15 protein-coding genes and 1 tRNA gene are annotated in these 16,010 nt (G+C 70.5%); 8 read left to right on the top strand and 8 right to left on the bottom strand.

Annotated elements, in window-relative coordinates:
• Positions 1-119 precede the first annotated feature (119 nt).
• Complete coding sequence (locus tag FXF65_RS01395) at positions 120-518, bottom strand: hypothetical protein (RefSeq protein ID WP_148347678.1); 399 nt, start codon at positions 516-518, stop codon at positions 120-122.
• A gap of 518 nt (positions 519-1,036) precedes the next feature.
• On the opposite strand from FXF65_RS01395, the gene FXF65_RS01390 reads away from it, so the two are divergent.
• The 3 genes from FXF65_RS01390 to FXF65_RS01380 are packed head-to-tail and all read left to right on the top strand — an operon-like array spanning position 1,037 to position 2,869.
• Positions 1,037-1,795 (top strand): hypothetical protein, encoded by a 759-nt coding sequence (locus tag FXF65_RS01390; protein ID WP_148347677.1) that lies wholly within the window; start codon positions 1,037-1,039, stop codon positions 1,793-1,795.
• An 18-nt stretch (positions 1,796-1,813) separates the two neighbouring features.
• Positions 1,814-2,116, top strand: a complete 303-nt coding sequence (locus FXF65_RS01385; protein ID WP_148347676.1) for a type VII secretion target — start codon at positions 1,814-1,816, stop codon at positions 2,114-2,116.
• An 18-nt stretch (positions 2,117-2,134) separates the two neighbouring features.
• Positions 2,135-2,869 (top strand): hypothetical protein, encoded by a 735-nt coding sequence (locus FXF65_RS01380; protein WP_148347675.1) that lies wholly within the window; start codon positions 2,135-2,137, stop codon positions 2,867-2,869.
• A gap of 252 nt (positions 2,870-3,121) precedes the next feature.
• Here the strand turns inward: FXF65_RS01380 and FXF65_RS01375 are convergent.
• Together FXF65_RS01375 and FXF65_RS45750 are read right to left on the bottom strand one after the other, a co-directional pair.
• A tRNA-Glu gene (locus FXF65_RS01375) sits at positions 3,122-3,197 on the bottom strand.
• A 73-nt stretch (positions 3,198-3,270) separates the two neighbouring features.
• On the bottom strand, positions 3,271-4,980 hold the full coding sequence (locus FXF65_RS45750) for a metallophosphoesterase family protein (protein WP_281288856.1): 1,710 nt from the start codon (positions 4,978-4,980) through the stop codon (positions 3,271-3,273).
• A 32-nt stretch (positions 4,981-5,012) separates the two neighbouring features.
• Here FXF65_RS45750 and FXF65_RS01365 point away from each other — a divergent pair, with 32 nt between their 5' ends.
• Positions 5,013-5,354 (top strand): metallopeptidase family protein, encoded by a 342-nt coding sequence (locus FXF65_RS01365; RefSeq protein ID WP_148347674.1) that lies wholly within the window; start codon positions 5,013-5,015, stop codon positions 5,352-5,354.
• Between the two features lie 146 nt (positions 5,355-5,500).
• Positions 5,501-6,850: an MFS transporter gene (locus FXF65_RS01360; protein WP_148347673.1), complete on the top strand. Its 1,350-nt coding sequence runs from the start codon at positions 5,501-5,503 to the stop codon at positions 6,848-6,850.
• A 12-nt stretch (positions 6,851-6,862) separates the two neighbouring features.
• On the opposite strand, the gene FXF65_RS01355 is transcribed toward FXF65_RS01360, so the two are convergent.
• On the bottom strand, positions 6,863-7,183 hold the full coding sequence (locus tag FXF65_RS01355) for a PspC domain-containing protein (RefSeq protein WP_148347672.1): 321 nt from the start codon (positions 7,181-7,183) through the stop codon (positions 6,863-6,865).
• 129 nt (positions 7,184-7,312) lie between these two features.
• Between FXF65_RS01355 and FXF65_RS01350 the strand changes: the two genes are divergently transcribed.
• Both FXF65_RS01350 and FXF65_RS01345 read left to right on the top strand, forming a co-directional pair.
• Positions 7,313-8,464 carry an acyl-CoA dehydrogenase family protein gene (locus tag FXF65_RS01350; protein ID WP_148347671.1) on the top strand — a complete coding sequence of 384 codons (1,152 nt, stop codon included), beginning with the start codon at positions 7,313-7,315 and terminating at the stop codon, positions 8,462-8,464.
• A 114-nt stretch (positions 8,465-8,578) separates the two neighbouring features.
• A complete protein-coding gene (locus FXF65_RS01345) occupies positions 8,579-9,598 on the top strand; it encodes an aspartate-semialdehyde dehydrogenase (protein WP_148347670.1) in 1,020 nt (339 codons plus the stop codon).
• An 11-nt stretch (positions 9,599-9,609) separates the two neighbouring features.
• Here the strand turns inward: FXF65_RS01345 and FXF65_RS01340 are convergent, their stop codons facing one another.
• From FXF65_RS01340 to FXF65_RS01325, 4 genes are all read right to left on the bottom strand, one after another.
• The gene (locus FXF65_RS01340) at positions 9,610-9,831 is read right to left on the bottom strand and encodes a DUF2277 domain-containing protein (protein WP_148347669.1); all 222 of its coding nucleotides are present in this window, start codon (positions 9,829-9,831) and stop codon (positions 9,610-9,612) included.
• Positions 9,832-10,220: 389 nt separating this feature from the next.
• Positions 10,221-11,756, bottom strand: coding sequence for a M28 family peptidase (locus FXF65_RS01335; protein WP_148347668.1), 1,536 nt, complete (start codon positions 11,754-11,756; stop codon positions 10,221-10,223).
• Positions 11,757-11,827: 71 nt separating this feature from the next.
• A complete protein-coding gene (locus tag FXF65_RS01330) occupies positions 11,828-13,747 on the bottom strand; it encodes a M4 family metallopeptidase (RefSeq protein WP_148347667.1) in 1,920 nt (639 codons plus the stop codon).
• Positions 13,748-14,114: 367 nt separating this feature from the next.
• A complete protein-coding gene (locus FXF65_RS01325) occupies positions 14,115-15,143 on the bottom strand; it encodes an alpha/beta hydrolase (RefSeq protein WP_148347666.1) in 1,029 nt (342 codons plus the stop codon).
• A gap of 125 nt (positions 15,144-15,268) precedes the next feature.
• On the opposite strand from FXF65_RS01325, the gene FXF65_RS01320 reads away from it, so the two are divergent.
• A complete protein-coding gene (locus tag FXF65_RS01320; RefSeq protein ID WP_148347665.1) occupies positions 15,269-16,000 on the top strand; it encodes an isocitrate lyase/PEP mutase family protein in 732 nt (243 codons plus the stop codon).
• Positions 16,001-16,010: the final 10 nt, after the last annotated feature.

The raw sequence follows: 16,010 nt of genomic DNA, 5'->3' as shown, positions 1-16,010 counted from the left end.
GACGGGCATCATCTCCTGATGATCAAGGGTGACCTCAGGCCAGCCGTCCGTGCTTGGGGAAGCTGACCCTGACGCCGCACGGCTCGCCCTCCGAATGGACGCCCGCCAGGTCATGCCCATCAGCGCTTCTTCGGGCGGCCTACCGTGGTGAGATACCGGGCAACCCACTCCATACCGATCACCGCCAGGACAAGCGTGATCCAGGAGAACATTCCGCTTGTCAGGTCGCCGAGTGCGACGACCGCCACGACCCCGCCCAGCGCACCGCATGGCAGTGCCACACCCCAGCGGACGGTCGGCGACGTCCGGCGGGCGATCACAACGGCGACGAACCCGGCTGATAACGTCACCAGTGCCGTGATCAGCGCGGCGATCGAGCCACTCCGCCCGAAGAGCTGCTTTTCGGTGGCGTCCGGAACAATGAGCCAGGCGAAAAGTGTCCCACCGAGACTGACCTCCGCTATGCCCGCCCACATCAGCGCCTCGGTACGCCCAGGGATAAGGTCGATTCGCTTCATACCAGCAGAGGCTATCCGCACCGGCGTGCACGAGACCGGATCATTGAGTCGAATGGCAGTGATCCGTTAGATCGAGGATGTTCGCGGATAAGCGCTGGTGATGGTGGTCATCTCCCACCCCGACACGCCGCTCGATCATGGCCCGGCAGGCCGGGGCTCACCGCCGACGGCGACAGCCCGTGCTCCGCCGCCAACGTGCCTGAACCCGTCCGCATCTACGGGCTGCACAACTGGGTCGAACAGTCCTACAAGCAGATCAAGGATGAACTCGGCTGGACCGACTTCCGGGTCCGCTGCCCGATCGCGAATCCGCCGCCAAAAGACCCTGATGCATTGCGCCTTCACCTCCTTTGCATGCCACCTTGATCCAACGGACCATCGATGGTGTCCATCAACCAAGGAATCGACATTAAACCTCCGGTCGACCGTGATTTCGTTACCCTCTTCTAATGAATCAGTAGGTCAGCAGGCCCGGGGTGTGCCACGGGAGACGGGCTCGCAGGTGGGAAAGGGACCCGATGGACGATCTCAATCGCGAGTTAGCGCGCTTCCATCGTTACGCGGAGCACATGCGGACGCTGGTCGGCGAGGCGCAGTCCAAGGCGCCGCCGCGCAGTGAAGGGACCGACTCCGCCGAGGTAGTGCACGTGGTGCTCGGGCCGGACGGGATCCCGGCCTCCATCCGGGTCGCGATGGACTGGCGGCAGAGGACGAGTCCGCAAAACCTCCGATCCGCGGTGATCGAGGCCTGCGAGGCTGCGATGGCCGAACGGCTCGGCGCATGGACAAGGTCGCTGCAGCAGGACGGGTGGCAGGACCGGATGGACAGAGTTCAGGCGGGCTTGGACGGCAAATCCGCTCCCGAGCCGGAGACGGGTGGTCTACCCCCGGCTTTCCGCCGCGACCCGAACAGGCCGCCTCCCCGCCCCGTGGACCAGATTGCCGAGGACATGATCAGGGCGTTCGACACCCTCGACGACCGGGAGGCGCGGTCCGCGGATATGGCCACCGGAATTGTCACCGGCTCGGGCACCTCCGGTCGGCTGACCGTCACAGTCAATCCCACCGGCCTGGAGTCCGTCACCGCCGAGGAGTCCTGGCTGGCCGGCCGGTCGGGTGACACGCTCACCGCCGCGTTCGAGAACGCGCTCGCCGCGGCCAAGGCCGATCTCAAACGCGCCGCTCAGGATCCGGCCCCCGGGTCCCGAACCGCGATGAAGGACCTGTTCGACGAGACGCTGGCCCTGCTGAACGATGCATCTCGTCTGTCGGAATGACTCGAAGGGAAGCGACCGTTGAGCCCGATTCTCAAGGTTCTGACCCAAACCCTGCGGAGTGAGGCCGGCGTCTGGGACGCCCAGGCCGAAGCCATCGCCGACGCCGGGAACAAGGCGGATGGGCTGCATCTCAACCGCATTGAGGCTGGCGTCTTCCAGGCTTTCGTGACCGCCTACGGGACTACCACCGGCGAAGTGGTCGCCCGGTGTCGCGAAGGCGAAGCGCGTATGAAGGAGATCGCCAACGCGCTGCGCAAAGTGGCCGGCAACTACGACAAAACCGAGGCTGAGGGCGCGGCCTTATTCAAGCAGATCTTCTAGTCCAAGCAGGAGTCTGGAATGGGATTCTCGATTGCGCAGTACCAGGCGGCGACTGACAAGATCAATGTCGGGATGACGACCATCACCAACAAGATGGGAGAGATTCCCGGCGCGGTCGAGAAGGCGCAGAGTCATTGGTATGTTCCTGGCTGGCTAAAGGATTCACTCGCCTGGATAGGTGAAAAGTTGTGGGATCTGTGTGTCTGGTTCAAGGACCGGGTCCTCGACCTGCTCAAGGGCGTGTTGGCTCCGATAATGTTCTTCAAGTACGCCTGGGACTGGACTGGCGTTCGCGGCGGTGCCACCGGCGTTCAGGGCGCGACCGATCCCGCGGTCCTGGATATCAGTCGAAGATGGGAGGGCGACGCGAACGCCGACTACCTCAAGGTGATCCCTTTGCAGGGGAAAGCCGCCGGGCGCGTCGGCAGCATTTCCATGCAGATGTCATTGGCGCTGACGACCTGCGCCACCGCCGGATTGGCGTTCTACGTCGCGCTGGCCATCATCGTTTATCAGTTCATCAGCTGCGAGACGGCGGCCATAGCCGCCCTGTGCTCCGGGATTTTGTCGTGGGCGGGCGTTGTGGGGGCGTTCACGGATGCGGGCGTGACGGCCGCCATGATCTGGGGCGCAGTCGGGACGTTGACCGCCGCGCTTGGCGCCCAGGGTGCCTGGATGGTCTCTCTCAAGGGCGAGGCATCCGATTCCAGTACCTTCCCCAAGGGGCACTGGCCCGATGCTACCTACGACTAGGCGTATGTGCAGGAGACCAGACCCGGGCTAATGGCGAACAGCCCAGCTGATAGGTGAATCACGCAACCCGATCCCACTCGACGTGTTCACCAGAGGGACCAAGTCAGCCGATCGGCAGGACTGGATCGGTCCCGGCGGAGGATGTGCTCCGAACTGCTGGATCAGCTTCCATTCGGAGCGATCGATAATGCAGCGGGACGCGGTGCGTGCGGCGACCGGGGCCGGGGCAGCAAAGCCACGCGCCGGACTGGGTGGTACCCCCTACCGGATTCGAACCGGCGCTACCGCCTTGAAAGGGCGGCGTCCTAGGCCGCTAGACGAAGGGGGCCCGGTGGTGGCGGGGACGGCCGCCACTCGACCTGGCCAAGTGTAGAGGACGGGGCGGGGCGGCGTGCAAACGGTTACCCGGGTTGGGTGGTGCGGGGGGACGACGTGGGGGACGTGCGGGGCGACGACGTGGGTGTCGAGGGGGTCCGCGACGGCCAGTCGGACGGGAACTGGGACGGGAACGGCGAGGTCGGCGACGCGGGCGGGGACGGGGCCGGCGGGGACGGCTTGATGGCGCGGTCCGGGTTCGGTTCGAGGTGGCGTTCGATCTGGGCGGAGGTGAGGCCGAGGCCGCCGAGGCGGAGGTCGTCCCAGCCCTGGAGGCGGTGGGTGGCGCGGCTGAAGTAGAGGACGGAGAGCTCGATCGGGGTCGGTTCCTCGTGTTCGAGGCCGCGGAGGCCGGCGCCGCCGGTGGAGCCCTGGACGAAGAGGCGGGTGCCGGTGGGGAGCAGCTTGGTGGAGCGGGCGTGGGCGTGGCCGGAGACGATCAGGGGCGTCATGCCGGAGAAGGACTCGCCCTCGGACGGGTCGTGGACGACGACCAGGTCCGGGGTGGTGCCGGAGGCGCGGAGGCGGTCGGCGACGACGAGGCCCTGGGCGCGCATCTGGTCGGCGCCGACGAAGTCGTCGCGGGTGCTCTTGTCGGGGGTGAAGCGGGGGTCGCCGATGCCGAAGACGCGGAGGCCCTTGACGTCGCGGGTGGCGTCGTCCAGGACGACGGCGTTCTTGTTCTTGGCGACGGCCCGCTGGGAGGACTTGGAGTCGTGGTTCCCGCGGACGTAGACGTAGGGGACCTTCAGGTTGGAGATTTCGCTCGCGAAGCGGTCTTCGGCCTTGCTGCCGTGGTCCATGAGGTCGCCGCTGTCGACGATGAGGTCGATTTTGAACTGGGTGGTGACCGACTTCATGACGTTCCACGCGGCCGGGTTGAGGTGGATGTCGGAGACGGACAGCACGCGGATGGTCGACGGGTCCGGCTCGTAGGTCGGGAGGGTGGACGCGGCCGCGTACAGCTGGGAGACGTTCCCCACGAGGTGGGCGAGCTGGGCGCGGTAGGCGGAGAAGCGCTCGTAGACGTTGCGGGTGTCTCCGAAGATCTGCGGGGCGTTGCCGAGCAGGCCGGTGTAGCGGGGCTCGGCGACGGACTGCGGGTTGAAGGTCGTCCAGGTCAGGAGGGTGACGGCGACGAGCCCGAGGGCGGCGGAGCCGAGGCCGACCAGGGCGCGCCGCCAGGAGCGGAACAGCAGGAGGGCGGCGACGAACCCGGAGAGCAGCGCGAACAGCGCGGCACGGATCAGCAGGTCGGTCAGGCCCTCCCGGAGCTGGACCGCGATCTCGTCGGTGAGCCGGTCGACCTCGGAGCCGTTCTCGATCAGTTTCTGCGCCTGGTCGGGACGGACGTCGGTCAGGCTCGCCTCCAGCGACACGGGGCCCCAGTGGGTGTCGAGGCGGAGGGAGCCGAGCGGGGGCAGGTCGAGGGTCGTCCCGCCGTGCAGGGACGGGTGGAGGCTGAGCTGGACGTCGGTGGGCCCGACCGGGGTGACGGAGCGTCCGCCGAGGAGGAGGCCGACGTAGCCGCCCGCCAGCCCGACGGCGACGACCAGGAGGAGGCGGGCCCAGCGGCCCGTGACGACGGGCCGGACGCGCCGTGCCACCGGGGCGCCGACGGCGCGGACGCGGGCCGCTCCGGGGGCGGTGAGCCCGCGCAGGCGGCGCCAGGCTCGGGCGGCGCCGCGACGGGGGGTCGCGAGGGCGGTGGTCAGCGCGGCGGGGGCCTTCGGCACGTCTGTCCCTTCTGTCGAGCAGAATTGGCGGTGTGATGGAGTTGTCGCGCGACGAGTTCGAGGACCTGGTCTCGGAGGCCCTCGACAGCATCCCGTCCGAGCTGACCGCGCACATGCGCAACGTCGTCATCGTCGTCGAGGACGACGCGCCCGAGCGGGGGCTGCTCGGCCTGTACCAAGGGGTACCCCTTACCGAACGCGGAGACTGGTACGGCGGCGTCCTGCCCGATCACATTTCCATCTACCGCAATGAGATTCTCCGAATTTGCGACACCCCGGACGACGTGGTGGAAGAGGTCCGCATCACGGTCGTCCACGAGATCGCCCATCATTTCGGCATCGACGATCGGCGGCTCCATGACCTCGGATATTGATCCCTTTCGTCCGGCCTGGGCTGCCCCGGCGGATGAAAACAGGTCATGCCAGGCCATGATTTGCGCACTGTAGGTCACATAACTGCCACGCAGCGTGAGTTAATAGGGACGTCGCCCGAAGGCGGGGCGGCGGAACTGGAGCATGCGTGGCGGAAAGGCAGACCGGTCGGCATCGTCGTCCGCCGGAGGAGCAGGCGACCTACCGCGAGGTCTTCGCGGTGGGCGAGTTCCGTGCCCTCTGGCTGGCGCAGGCGCTGTCGTTCGTCGGCGACCAGCTCGCGCAGGTCGCGCTGGCCGTTCTGGTGTACGACCACACGAAGTCCGCGCTGCTCACGGCCGTAGTGTACGCGCTCACCTACCTGCCCCCGATCGTCGGCGGACCGGTGCTGTCCGGGCTCGCCGACCTGTTCCCGCGGCGCACCGTGATGATCGTGTGCGACGTGCTGCGGGCCGGGCTGGTCGCCTTCATGGCGCTCGTGGCGATGCCGGTGGGCGTGCTGTCCGCCCTCGTGTTCGTGACGGTCCTGCTGGGCACGCCGTTCACCGCCGCCCGCGCCGCCGTCCTGCCGGACGTCCTGGAGGGCGACCGGTACGTCGCGGGCACGGCGATCAACAACATCACCCACCAGGGCACGCAGATGCTCGGCTTCCTCGCGGGCGGCGCGGTCGTGGCCGCCGTCGGCACCCACGGCGCCCTCGGCCTGGACGCGCTGACCTTCGGCGCGTCCGCGCTCATCCTGGTCGGCGGGCTGCGGCGGCGGGCCCCGTCCGTCCGGCGGGAGCGGGAGGCGCTCCGGCTGTGGCGCGGGACGCGCGACGGCGTCCGCCTGGTCTTCGGCGACCCCGTGCTGCGGTCGCTGGTGCTGTTCGCGTGGCTGTGCGCGTTCTACGTCGTCCCTGAGGGGCTCGCCGCGCCGTACGCGGCGACGTTCGAGGACAGCGACGACCGCGCGGTCACGGTGGGCCTGCTGCTGTCGGCGATGCCGACGGGGATGGTCATCGGGGCGTTCCTGTTCAGCCGGTTCGTCCGTCCGGCGAACCGGCTGCACGCGATGGGGTGGATGTCGATGCTCGCCTGCCTGCCGCTGGTCGGCGCGGGCGCGCACCCGCCGCTGTGGGGCGTGGTGGTGCTGTGGGCGCTGTCCGGCGTCGGCAGCGCCTACCAGCTCGCGGCGAACGCCGCGTTCGTGGCCGCGGTGCCGGCGTCCGGACGGGGCCGCGCGTTCGGCCTCGCCCAGTCCGGCATCCTCGCGGGCCAGGGCCTCGGCATCCTCGTCGGCGGCGCCGCGGCCCAACTGCTCGGCCCGGAGACGGTGGTGGCCCTCGCGGGCGTCCTCGGCCTCTCGGCCGCCGCCATGCTGACCCTGGTCTGGAACCAGCACCGCGGCGCCGTCGCGGCCGGGGCCCGCGACCGCACCGACCCCCTCGTCGTCGCCGCGCCCCCATCGGGCGGCGACGAGCTGTCGGGCGTCAGCGGGTCGGCGCCGGCTCCCTGAGCCATCCGCCGGTCAGACGTGCGTGCGGTTCTTGTTCACGGCGTCCTTGGTCTTCTGCATGGCGTCCTGGACCTTCGGGGAGTCGCCGGCCTTCTTGAAGAGGTCCTCGGCGATCGACGTCGGCTTGCCCTCCTCGGGGATCAGGATCCAGGCGATCGCGTAGAGGGCGACGCCGGCGCCGCCGAAGAGGGTGAAGACGCCGAGGCCGAGCCGGATGATGTTGGCGTCCACGCCGAGGAACTCGGCGGCGCCGGAGCAGACGCCCGCGATCATGCGGCCCTCGCGGGTGCGGCGGAGCTTCCTGTCCGAAGTGGTGTCCTTGTTCATGTCCATGCCTCGATGATGCCCAGCCTCGGGGGAGTGTGACATCCGGATTCGCCCTGATTCGTCCCTGAGAGGGTCTCTGCCGGGTCAGGGACGGCCCCGACGTACGCTCGGGGGAGCCCACCGGAGGAGGCCCCCATGGACGTGCTGCGCGTCGACGACCGGCTCACGGACGAGGAGCGGCTCGTCCGCGACACGGTCCGGGCGTTCGCGGCGGAGGCGGTCGCGCCGCGGGTGGCCGGGTGGTTCGAGGAGGGCACGTTCCCCGTCCGGGAACTGGCCCCTGAGCTGGGGAAACTCGGGCTGCTCGGGATGTGTCTGACCGGCTACGGCTGCGCCGGGACGGGCGCGGTCGCCTACGGGGTCGCGTGCCGGGAGTTGGAGGCGGCTGACTCGGGGCTGCGCAGCTTCGTGTCCGTGCAGGGGTCGCTGGCGATGACGGCCGTCCACAAGTACGGGTCCGAGGAGCAGAAGGGCGAGTGGCTGCCGAGAATGGCGGCGGGGGAGGCGCTCGGCTGCTTCGGGCTGACCGAGCCCGACCGCGGCTCCGACCCCGGTGACATGCGCACGCGGGCGCGCCGGGACGGCTCCGACTGGGTCCTGGACGGCGCCAAGATGTGGATCACGAACGGGTCGCTCGCGGACGTCGCGGTCGTGTGGGCGCGGACCGACGACGGGATCCGCGGGTTCCTCGTCCCCAAGGGGACGCCGGGGTTCAGCGCCGGGGACGTCCATCGGAAGATGTCGCTGCGGGCGTCGATCACGTCGGAGCTCGTCCTGGACGGCGTGCGCGTCCCCGCCGACGCGATGCTGCCCGGCGTGAAGGGTCTGAAAGGGCCGCTCGGCTGCCTGACCGAGGCGCGGTACGGGATCGTCTGGGGCGCCATCGGGGCGGGACGCTCCTGCTATGAGGCGGCCGTCGACTACGCCAAGACCCGCGAGCAGTTCGGGAAGCCCATCGGCGCGTTCCAGCTCACTCAGGAGAAGCTCGCGTGGATGGAGGTGGCCCTGGGGCAGGCCGGGCTCGTCGCGCTCCACATCGGGCGGCTCAAGGACGAGGGCGGCGCCACCCCGCAGCAGGTGTCGTTCGGCAAGCTCGCGAACGTCCGCGCGGCGCTGGACGTCGCCCGCGAGGCCCGGACGGTCCTCGGCGCCAACGGGATCACGCTCGAATACCCGGTGATCAGGCACATGAACAACCTGGAGAGCGTCCTCACCTACGAGGGGACGCAGGAGATCCACCTGCTCACCCTGGGCAAGGCCGTCACCGGGCTGGACGCGTTCCGTTAAGGGAAGCTTGAACCGTCTGCGTAGGGTTATTGACTGGACGACCCTTCCGACCTGGGCAACACTCCAGGTCGAACCACCAGTGCAGGTCAGAGCGAGCAAACCAGAGGGAGCGGCATGAGAATCGGGATCGTCGGCGCCACCGGCCAGGTAGGGGCCAAGATGATCGAGATCCTGGCCGAACGCGGATTCCCGGTCGACGAGCTGCGGCTGTTCGCGTCCGCCCGGTCGGCGGGGCGCAGGCTGCCCTGGGACGGCGCGGAGGTCACCGTGGAGGACGCGGCGACCGCCGACTACTCCGGGCTCGACATCGTGCTGTTCTCGGCGGGCAAGACGACCTCCAAGGAGCTGGCGCCGAAGGTCGCCGCCGCGGGCGCGGTCGTGATCGACAACTCCTCCGGCTGGCGGATGGACCCGGACGTCCCGCTCGTCGTCGCCGAGGTCAACCCGCACGCCGTCGCGGACCGGCCCAAGGGGATCATCGCGAACCCGAACTGCACGACGATGGCCGCGATGCCGGTGCTGCGCCCGCTGCACGCCGAGGCCGGGCTGACCGCGCTCGTCGTCTCGACCTACCAGGCGGTGTCGGGCAGCGGCCTCGCCGGTGTCGCGGAGCTGCACGACCAGGCGGCGAAGACCGTCCAGGGCGCCGACCGGCTCACCCACGCCGGGACGGCCGTCGAGTTCCCCGAGCCGTCGGTCTACGTGCGGCCGATCGCGTTCAACGTCCTGCCGATGGCCGGGTCGATCGTGGACGACGGCCTCGCCGAGACCGACGAGGAGCAGAAGCTCCGCAACGAGAGCCGCAAGATCCTCGGCATCCCGGACCTGAAGGTGTCCGGGACGTGCGTGCGCGTCCCGGTGTTCACCGGGCACTCGCTGCAGGTGAACGCGCGGTTCGAGCGTCCGATCGGGCCGGAGCGAGCGAGCGAGCTGCTCGCCGGGGCGCCGGGGGTCGTGCTCTCGGACGTCCCGACGCCGCTCCAGGCCGCCGGGCAGGACCCGACGTACGTGGGCCGCATCCGCCGCGACGAGACCGTGGAGAACGGGCTCGCGCTGTTCTGCGCGGGCGACAACCTGCGCAAGGGGGCGGCGCTCAACACCGTCCAGATCGCCGAGCTGATCGCCGCCGAGTAGCCGCTGAGGCCCTAGGCGGAGCGGCGGGCGCCGCGGATCTCCAGGGCGTCGAGGAGGGCGGCGGTGCTGCGCGCGACCTCCTCGACCGCCCGGTCGAACGCCTCGGCGTTGTGGGCGGCGGGCGCGCGGAATCCGGAGATCTTGCGGACGTACTGGAGCGCGGCGGCCCGGACGTCCTCGTCGGTCACGTCCTCGCTGAACGGCGGGCGGAGCGTCTTGATACTTCGGCACATGCTCCCATTGTGACCCGCGCCTCGGACGTTTCACGCCGGTCCGCAACCCGCCGACCGCGACCCGCCGGTCCGGGTCACGCCGGGCGCCGGACCGGGCGCCCGGCGTGGTTACCGGAAAGTCAGGGCCACGGCGCCGGCGGAGCGGCCGGCACCGTGGCCCGGCGGGGGGCGGGGCCCCGATGGGGCGGCGGGGGCACGGGCCGGGCCGAGATTCGTCCCGTGCGGCCGCCGGTTGTCAGCCCGGGGATGAGGGGGATGGGCTGTCCCAAAAAGAACACCGTGGCGGCCGGTACTCTGTCAACGAATCCATTCGCCACTGTATTTTCAAGGTTGTGAACGGGGCCTGTTGAAATTCTGAAAAAGGCTCCTGAGCTGTGCCGTTACCGGCCCTACTTGGTGATCTTGAAGTTGTCGAGCCCGGCCTCGACGAGGCTCGCGCCGCCCGCGTCGGCGGCCTCGGCGACGATTCGGACGCTCTGCCCGGCGTAACCGGAGACATCCGCCGTCTGGGTCTGCCAGGCCCCCGCGCGGTTGGCCGCGGCGCCCGACTGGTCGAGCACGGTCGTGGATCCGTTCGGCCCGATGACCCGCACGCGGAGGTGGTCGTCCGTCCCGCTGTTGTTCAGGTGGGCGAAGAGCCAGGAGAACGAGAGCGTCTTCGCGTCGGCGGGCAGCGTGAGCGCCGCCGACTGGACGGTGGTGACGCCGCCGTCGAGGTCGTTCGCCCCGGCGTCGGCCCCGGCGGCCGCGCCGGTCACGAGCGCGCCGCTGCCGCCCGCCGCGGCGAGTTGCAGGCCGGTGCCCGAGTACGTCGTCGGCTGCGGCGTGCCGCGCTCCCAGGCCCCAGCGGTGGCCGTGTCGGTGCCGGACGGGTTGACCGTCCAGCCGGTCGGGGCCTCCAGGTCGTCGGAGTAGACGACCTCGCCGGGCTGCTGCGTGCCGCCCGCGCCCGCGAGCGTCCAGACGGCGTAGGCGATGGCGTCGGAGTTGCGGTCCAGCGCGGTGTCGTTGATGTTGGACGTCGTGTCGCACGACGAGTGGTAGCAGCGGTCGAACGGCGCGTTGGCCTGGCCGCCCCACTTCTGCGCCTCGGCGGCGGTCTTGTAGTCCTCGGCGCCGGTGAACAGGCCGCCCGCCGCGATGCCGACGTTGATGAACGGGCCGTAGTCGGAGCGTCCGTCGAACGCCGTGTCCTCGACCGGCACGTTGATCTTGGCGAAGTAGTCGCGCAGCACCTTCTCGATCTCGGCGGACCCGGCCGGGCCGCCGCTGCCGCTCGTCCCGTCGCCGTCGTAGGCGAAGTAGCCGGGGTTCGGGGAGCCGACCATGTCGAAGTTCAGGTAGCCCTTGATCTTCGACCGCTCGGCCGCGGGCAGGCTGCTGACGTAGCGGCTCGACCCGATCAGGCCGAGCTCCTCGGCGCCCCACCAGCCGAAGCGGAGGTGCTTCTGCGGCTGGAGCTTCTCCCGCGCGACGGCGAGCGCGACCTCAAGGTTCGCGGCCGAGCCGGACCCGTTGTCGTTGATGCCGGGCCCCGCGTTGACGCTGTCCAGGTGCGCGCCGGTCATCAGGACGTTGCCGGCGTCCCCGCCCGGCCAGTCGGCGATCAGGTTGTAGCCGGTGGCCCCGTTGTAGCTGAACGACTGGACGGACGTCTGGTAGCCGGCGGCGTCCAGCTTGCCCTTCACGTAGTCGATCGACGCCTTGAAGCCCGCGCGCCCGTGGGCGCGGTTGCCGCCGTTGGCGCTCGCGATGCTCTGCAGCTGCGACAGGTGCGCCTTGACGTTCGCGAGCGGGATGTCCGGCGCGGCCGCCGTGGCGGTGGCGGTGGCGGGGGCGGGGGAGGCCGCCGCGGCGGCCCCGGACAGCAGGGCGGTCGCCGCCAGGGCGGCTGCCCCGATGGTCGCCGTCATGCGCGATCTCATGTGTTCTCCTGGGAGGGATGCGGCCCGCGACGAGGGAGCGGGCCCCGTCGCGGGCCGCGGGCAGGGGGCGGTCAGGAACTGGTGACGGTGATGTCGTCGAGCCCGGCCTCGACGAGCCTCGCGGCGCGGACCGTCAGGGTGTAGGTGGCCGTTCGGTCGACGGACGCGCCGTCGGCGAGGACGGTCAGCGTGTACGTGCCGTCAGCGGTCCCGGCCGGAACGTTCACGGTCATCGTGGACGACTGCCCCGCCGTGACGGTGCTCGGCGCGAACGTCGCGGTCGGTCCCGCCGGGCTGCTCGTCGCCGACAGCGCGACCTGCTGCGCGCTGCCGCCGGTGACCTGAGTGGCGACGGTGGCGGTCGCCGTCCCGCCCGCGGTGGCCCGGCCGGAGCCGGCGCTCAGCGCGAGGGAGAAGTCGTTCTGCTGGGTTCCGCAGGACGCCTCGCCGGTCTGTGCAGGGACGCTCACCGCGTCCCACGCGGCCTTGACGGCGTTGCACTCGGTCGCCGAGCCGGGGAACGCCTGCACCGCGGCGTTGATCGTCTGGACGCGCGCCGTGGCGTGGCTCCAGTTCGTCACCTTGCGGTTCAGGCCGCCCATGAAGACCTGTCCGGCCTTCTGGATGCCGATGCCGGTGACGGCCTTGCCGTTGCAGGTCGGGCTCTTCGGGTTCCCGTTGGTCGGGTTCGAGCCCTCGGCCAGCAGGTAGAACCAGTGGTTCTGCGGACCGGCCGCCGAGTGCACCTCGGTGCGCGGGATCTGCGTCGAGTAGCAGTTCGGGTCGTTCAGCGCGCCCGGGTGGTACATGTTACGGATCGGGCCCTGGCCGACGAGGTCGACCTCCTCGCCCACCAGGTAGTCCGGCGGGTCGAGGTTCGCGGGCTCGTTCATGTAGTGCTCGGTCAGCGCGCCGAAGATGTCGCCGGCCGACTCGTTCAGGCCGCCCTTCTCGTTGCCGTTCCCGCCGCTGTCGCCGCCGGGCGTGGTGGTGAAGACGGCGTGGCCGTTCTCGTGGGCGACGATGTCCGTGGACGTCGCCTGCCTGTTGCCGGCCGAGTTGTGGCCGAAGCTGGTGTAGCGGCCGTTCCAGAACGCGTTGGCGTCGTTCAGGCCGACGCGGAGCGGGAACCCCCTGCCGCCGCCGTCGATGCCTCTCCGGCCGAGCCACTGGCCCAGCATGTCCCATTCGTTCTGGACGGCGTACATGGAGTCGACGCAGGCGGTCTCCAGGTCGGTGCCGCTGCCGTTGCCCCAGGCGCTGTCGGGGCCCGTGAAGGGAGCGCCGTCCTGGCCGCCGCACTGGACGCCGGGCCGCAGCGGGTCCGTCATCGTCGTCGGGGCGGTGCTGAGGTCGACGGTGGCGTGGTAGAAGCTGCGGTCGTCGGCGACGTCCTTGACGTCGTCCCACTTCTGGACGACCTTGCCGCTCTTCGCGTCGACGAGGACGTGGAGCTTCGTCGGGGCGCCGTTCTTCCTGGCTCCGGTGACGACGGTCTCGTAGACGAGGCGTCCGTTCCCGTCCGCGAGGACGCTCAGCTGCGGCGCGCCTGTGCTCTCGACCTTGGCGACCTCGGCCTTGGACGTCTTCGCCGCCGTGGCGGCGGAGACCGTGGCCTTGGTCCCGAGGTTCAGCTTCGCGGGCTGCGCGACGGACGTGCTCAGCACGCCGCCGCTCGCGTCGGTGGTGACGACGAAGTCGCCGCCGATGACGGGCAGGCCGCTGTACGTGCGCGTGTACGCGACGTGCTGGAGGCCCTGCCGCTCGGACGTGACGCCGAGCCTGACGGCCTGCTCCCTGGCCGTCTTCTTGAACACCGCGGGCCTCGCCGCCACCAGCCGGTCGGCGGCCGCGGCGGCGACGGCGCGGGGGTCGGGCTTTGCGGGGGACGCGGGGGCGGTGCGGGGCGAGGCACCTGAGGCGGGTGCGGACATCGCCACGGCGAGGCCGACGGACATCGCCGCCGCCCCGATCGCGGTCTGGTGTCTCACGGGGGTGCTCCTTCAGCGGGTGCCGGGCATGGCGCGGCGCCCGGAGGTCCGCGTGGGAGCGCTCCGCGTGGGGCCGCCGCCCGTCCGGCGGGGGATGGGGGTACTCATCCGGATGAGCTGACCCGAAGTGCACCTCTAATTGTTAAAAGTGTCAATGAATCCATTTGGTCCTGGATTTTCAATTCCCTGGGAACCGTCAAATGGAATTTCGGAAAGAAGGGCGCTGAGCAGCGCGAACGGGCCGGGCCGATCGTTGGTCGGCCCGGCCCGTTCGGTGTCCGCCCGTTCGGTGCCGCCGCCCGGGAACCATCGCGGGGCGGCGCGCGTTTGTGTGCCCTCCTCGGCAGGGGGTCAGGGGCCGGGGGCGTCAGGGGGCGATGGCGCGGCAGAGCCAGGCGAGGGCGAGGGGGTAGCGGTAGTCGATGCCGCCGTGGCCCGCGTCGAACAGCTCGAAGCGGATCACGTCCTCCTTGACGCCCGCGTCCAGGAGGGCCTGGCGGAACGCGTCCGCGCCGACGTCGAGGAACCATTCGTCGCGGGTGCCGCCGTCGATCCAGATCGCGCGCTGCCCGCGCATCGCGTCGGCGTGGGCGGGCACCATGCGGACCGGGTCCCAGGCGAGCCAGCGGTCCCAGACGTCCTGCCGCAGGACGCCGGTGACCGGGTCGAACGGCAGCTCCGGCGTGCCGTCCTCGCGCGCGGAGTAGCAGACGGCCATGCCGAGGACGTTGAGCAGCTCCATGTCCTCGGGCTTCGTGAACGAGGCGCGCGAGTTGAAGTCGGCCCACCAGCGCCAGATGTCGCCGTCGTACTTGCGCAGGTGCCGGACGCATTTCGGGAACTCGGGCAGGTAGCAGTACTCGAACAGCGCGTCGCCCGCGTGCGTCGCGAGCGCGCCGAACAGGTCGGGCCGCAGCATCGGGGTGATCATCGCGCCGTAGCCGCCGCTGGACTTGCCGCTGATCGCGCGGTGCGCGGGGGCGTCGAGCGTGCGGTAGCGGGCGTCCACCCAGGGGACGACCTCGTCGCAGATGTAGGAGTGGTAGCGGCCGGTGCCCGGCGAGTCGACGAACTGGCTGCCGCCGTGCGCCGTCCAGGCGTCGACGAACACGACGATCGCGGGCGGGGCCTCGCCGGAGGCGAACACCGCGTCCGCCGTCTCCGGGAACGGCTGCCGGTACGGCATCCGGTTGCGCCAGATGCCGACGTGCCCGGTGAACCCGGTGATCACGTACACGGTGGGGTAGCGGCGGTCCGGCTCGTCGTCGTAGCCCGGCGGGACGTACACGAGGACGGGCCGGTCGTGCGGGTCGTTCAGCGGGTTTCCGCGCAGCAGCTCACTGCTGACGACGTGCTCTTCCAGGCGTCCGGCGAACTCGATCGACCACGGCAGCATCGGGGTACCCCCTCGTCGGTGGTGATCATTCGACGGTACCCCGACATGGACCGCGCCACTGTCGGAGGCGGATGTCACAATCGTGCCGTCGAGCCGGTCCCCTGGGGGAGGGAAAGGAACCAGCCATGACCGACAACGCCGCCGTATTGCGCGCTCTGCACGTACCCGGCGATCCGCTGCTGCTGCCGAACGTCTGGGATGCAGCGAGCGCCGCCGCCGTCCAGGAGCTCGGGTTCCCGGCGCTCGCCACGGCGAGCGCGGCGGTCTCCGCGATGCTCGGCTATCCCGACCACGAGGGCGCGCCGGTCGAGGAGATGCTCGCCGCCGCGGGCCGCGTCGTCCGCGCCGCGTCGGTGCCCGTGACGGTGGACGCCGAGGCCGGGTACGGGCTGCCGCCGGCCGAGCTGGTCGAGCGCCTGCTCGTGATCGGCGCCGCGGGCTGCAACCTGGAGGACTCCCGCGCCGGTGCGCTGGTCGAGCCCGAGACGCAGGCCGAGTACCTCGCCGCCGTCCGGGCCGCCGCCGGGGACGCCCTGGTGATCAACGCCCGGATCGACACGTTCGTCGTCAAACTGCCGGACGCCCTGGACGCCGCGATCGCGCGCGGGCGGATGTACTTCGAGGCCGGAGCCGACTGCGCCTACCCGATCACCGCGCCGTTCGAGGCCCTCCCCGACCTGGTCAAGGCCCTGCCGGGCCCGGTCAACGCGAACAACAGGCCGGGTGTGACACCGTCCGACCTGGCCGCCGCGGGCGCCGCCCGGATCTCCTACGGCCCGCTCCCGTACCTCCGCGCCCTGGACGCCCTCAAGCAGTTCGCGACCCGCGTCAAGGCGGGCGAAGACCCGCACGCCTAACGCGGGCCGG

Origin of the sequence: Actinomadura syzygii, assembly GCF_008085905.1 — a bacterium.
Lineage (GTDB): Bacteria > Actinomycetota > Actinomycetes > Streptosporangiales > Streptosporangiaceae > Spirillospora > Spirillospora syzygii.
Note: the sequence above shows the minus strand (reverse complement) of the source record. Positions and strands in the feature narration are given on the sequence as shown.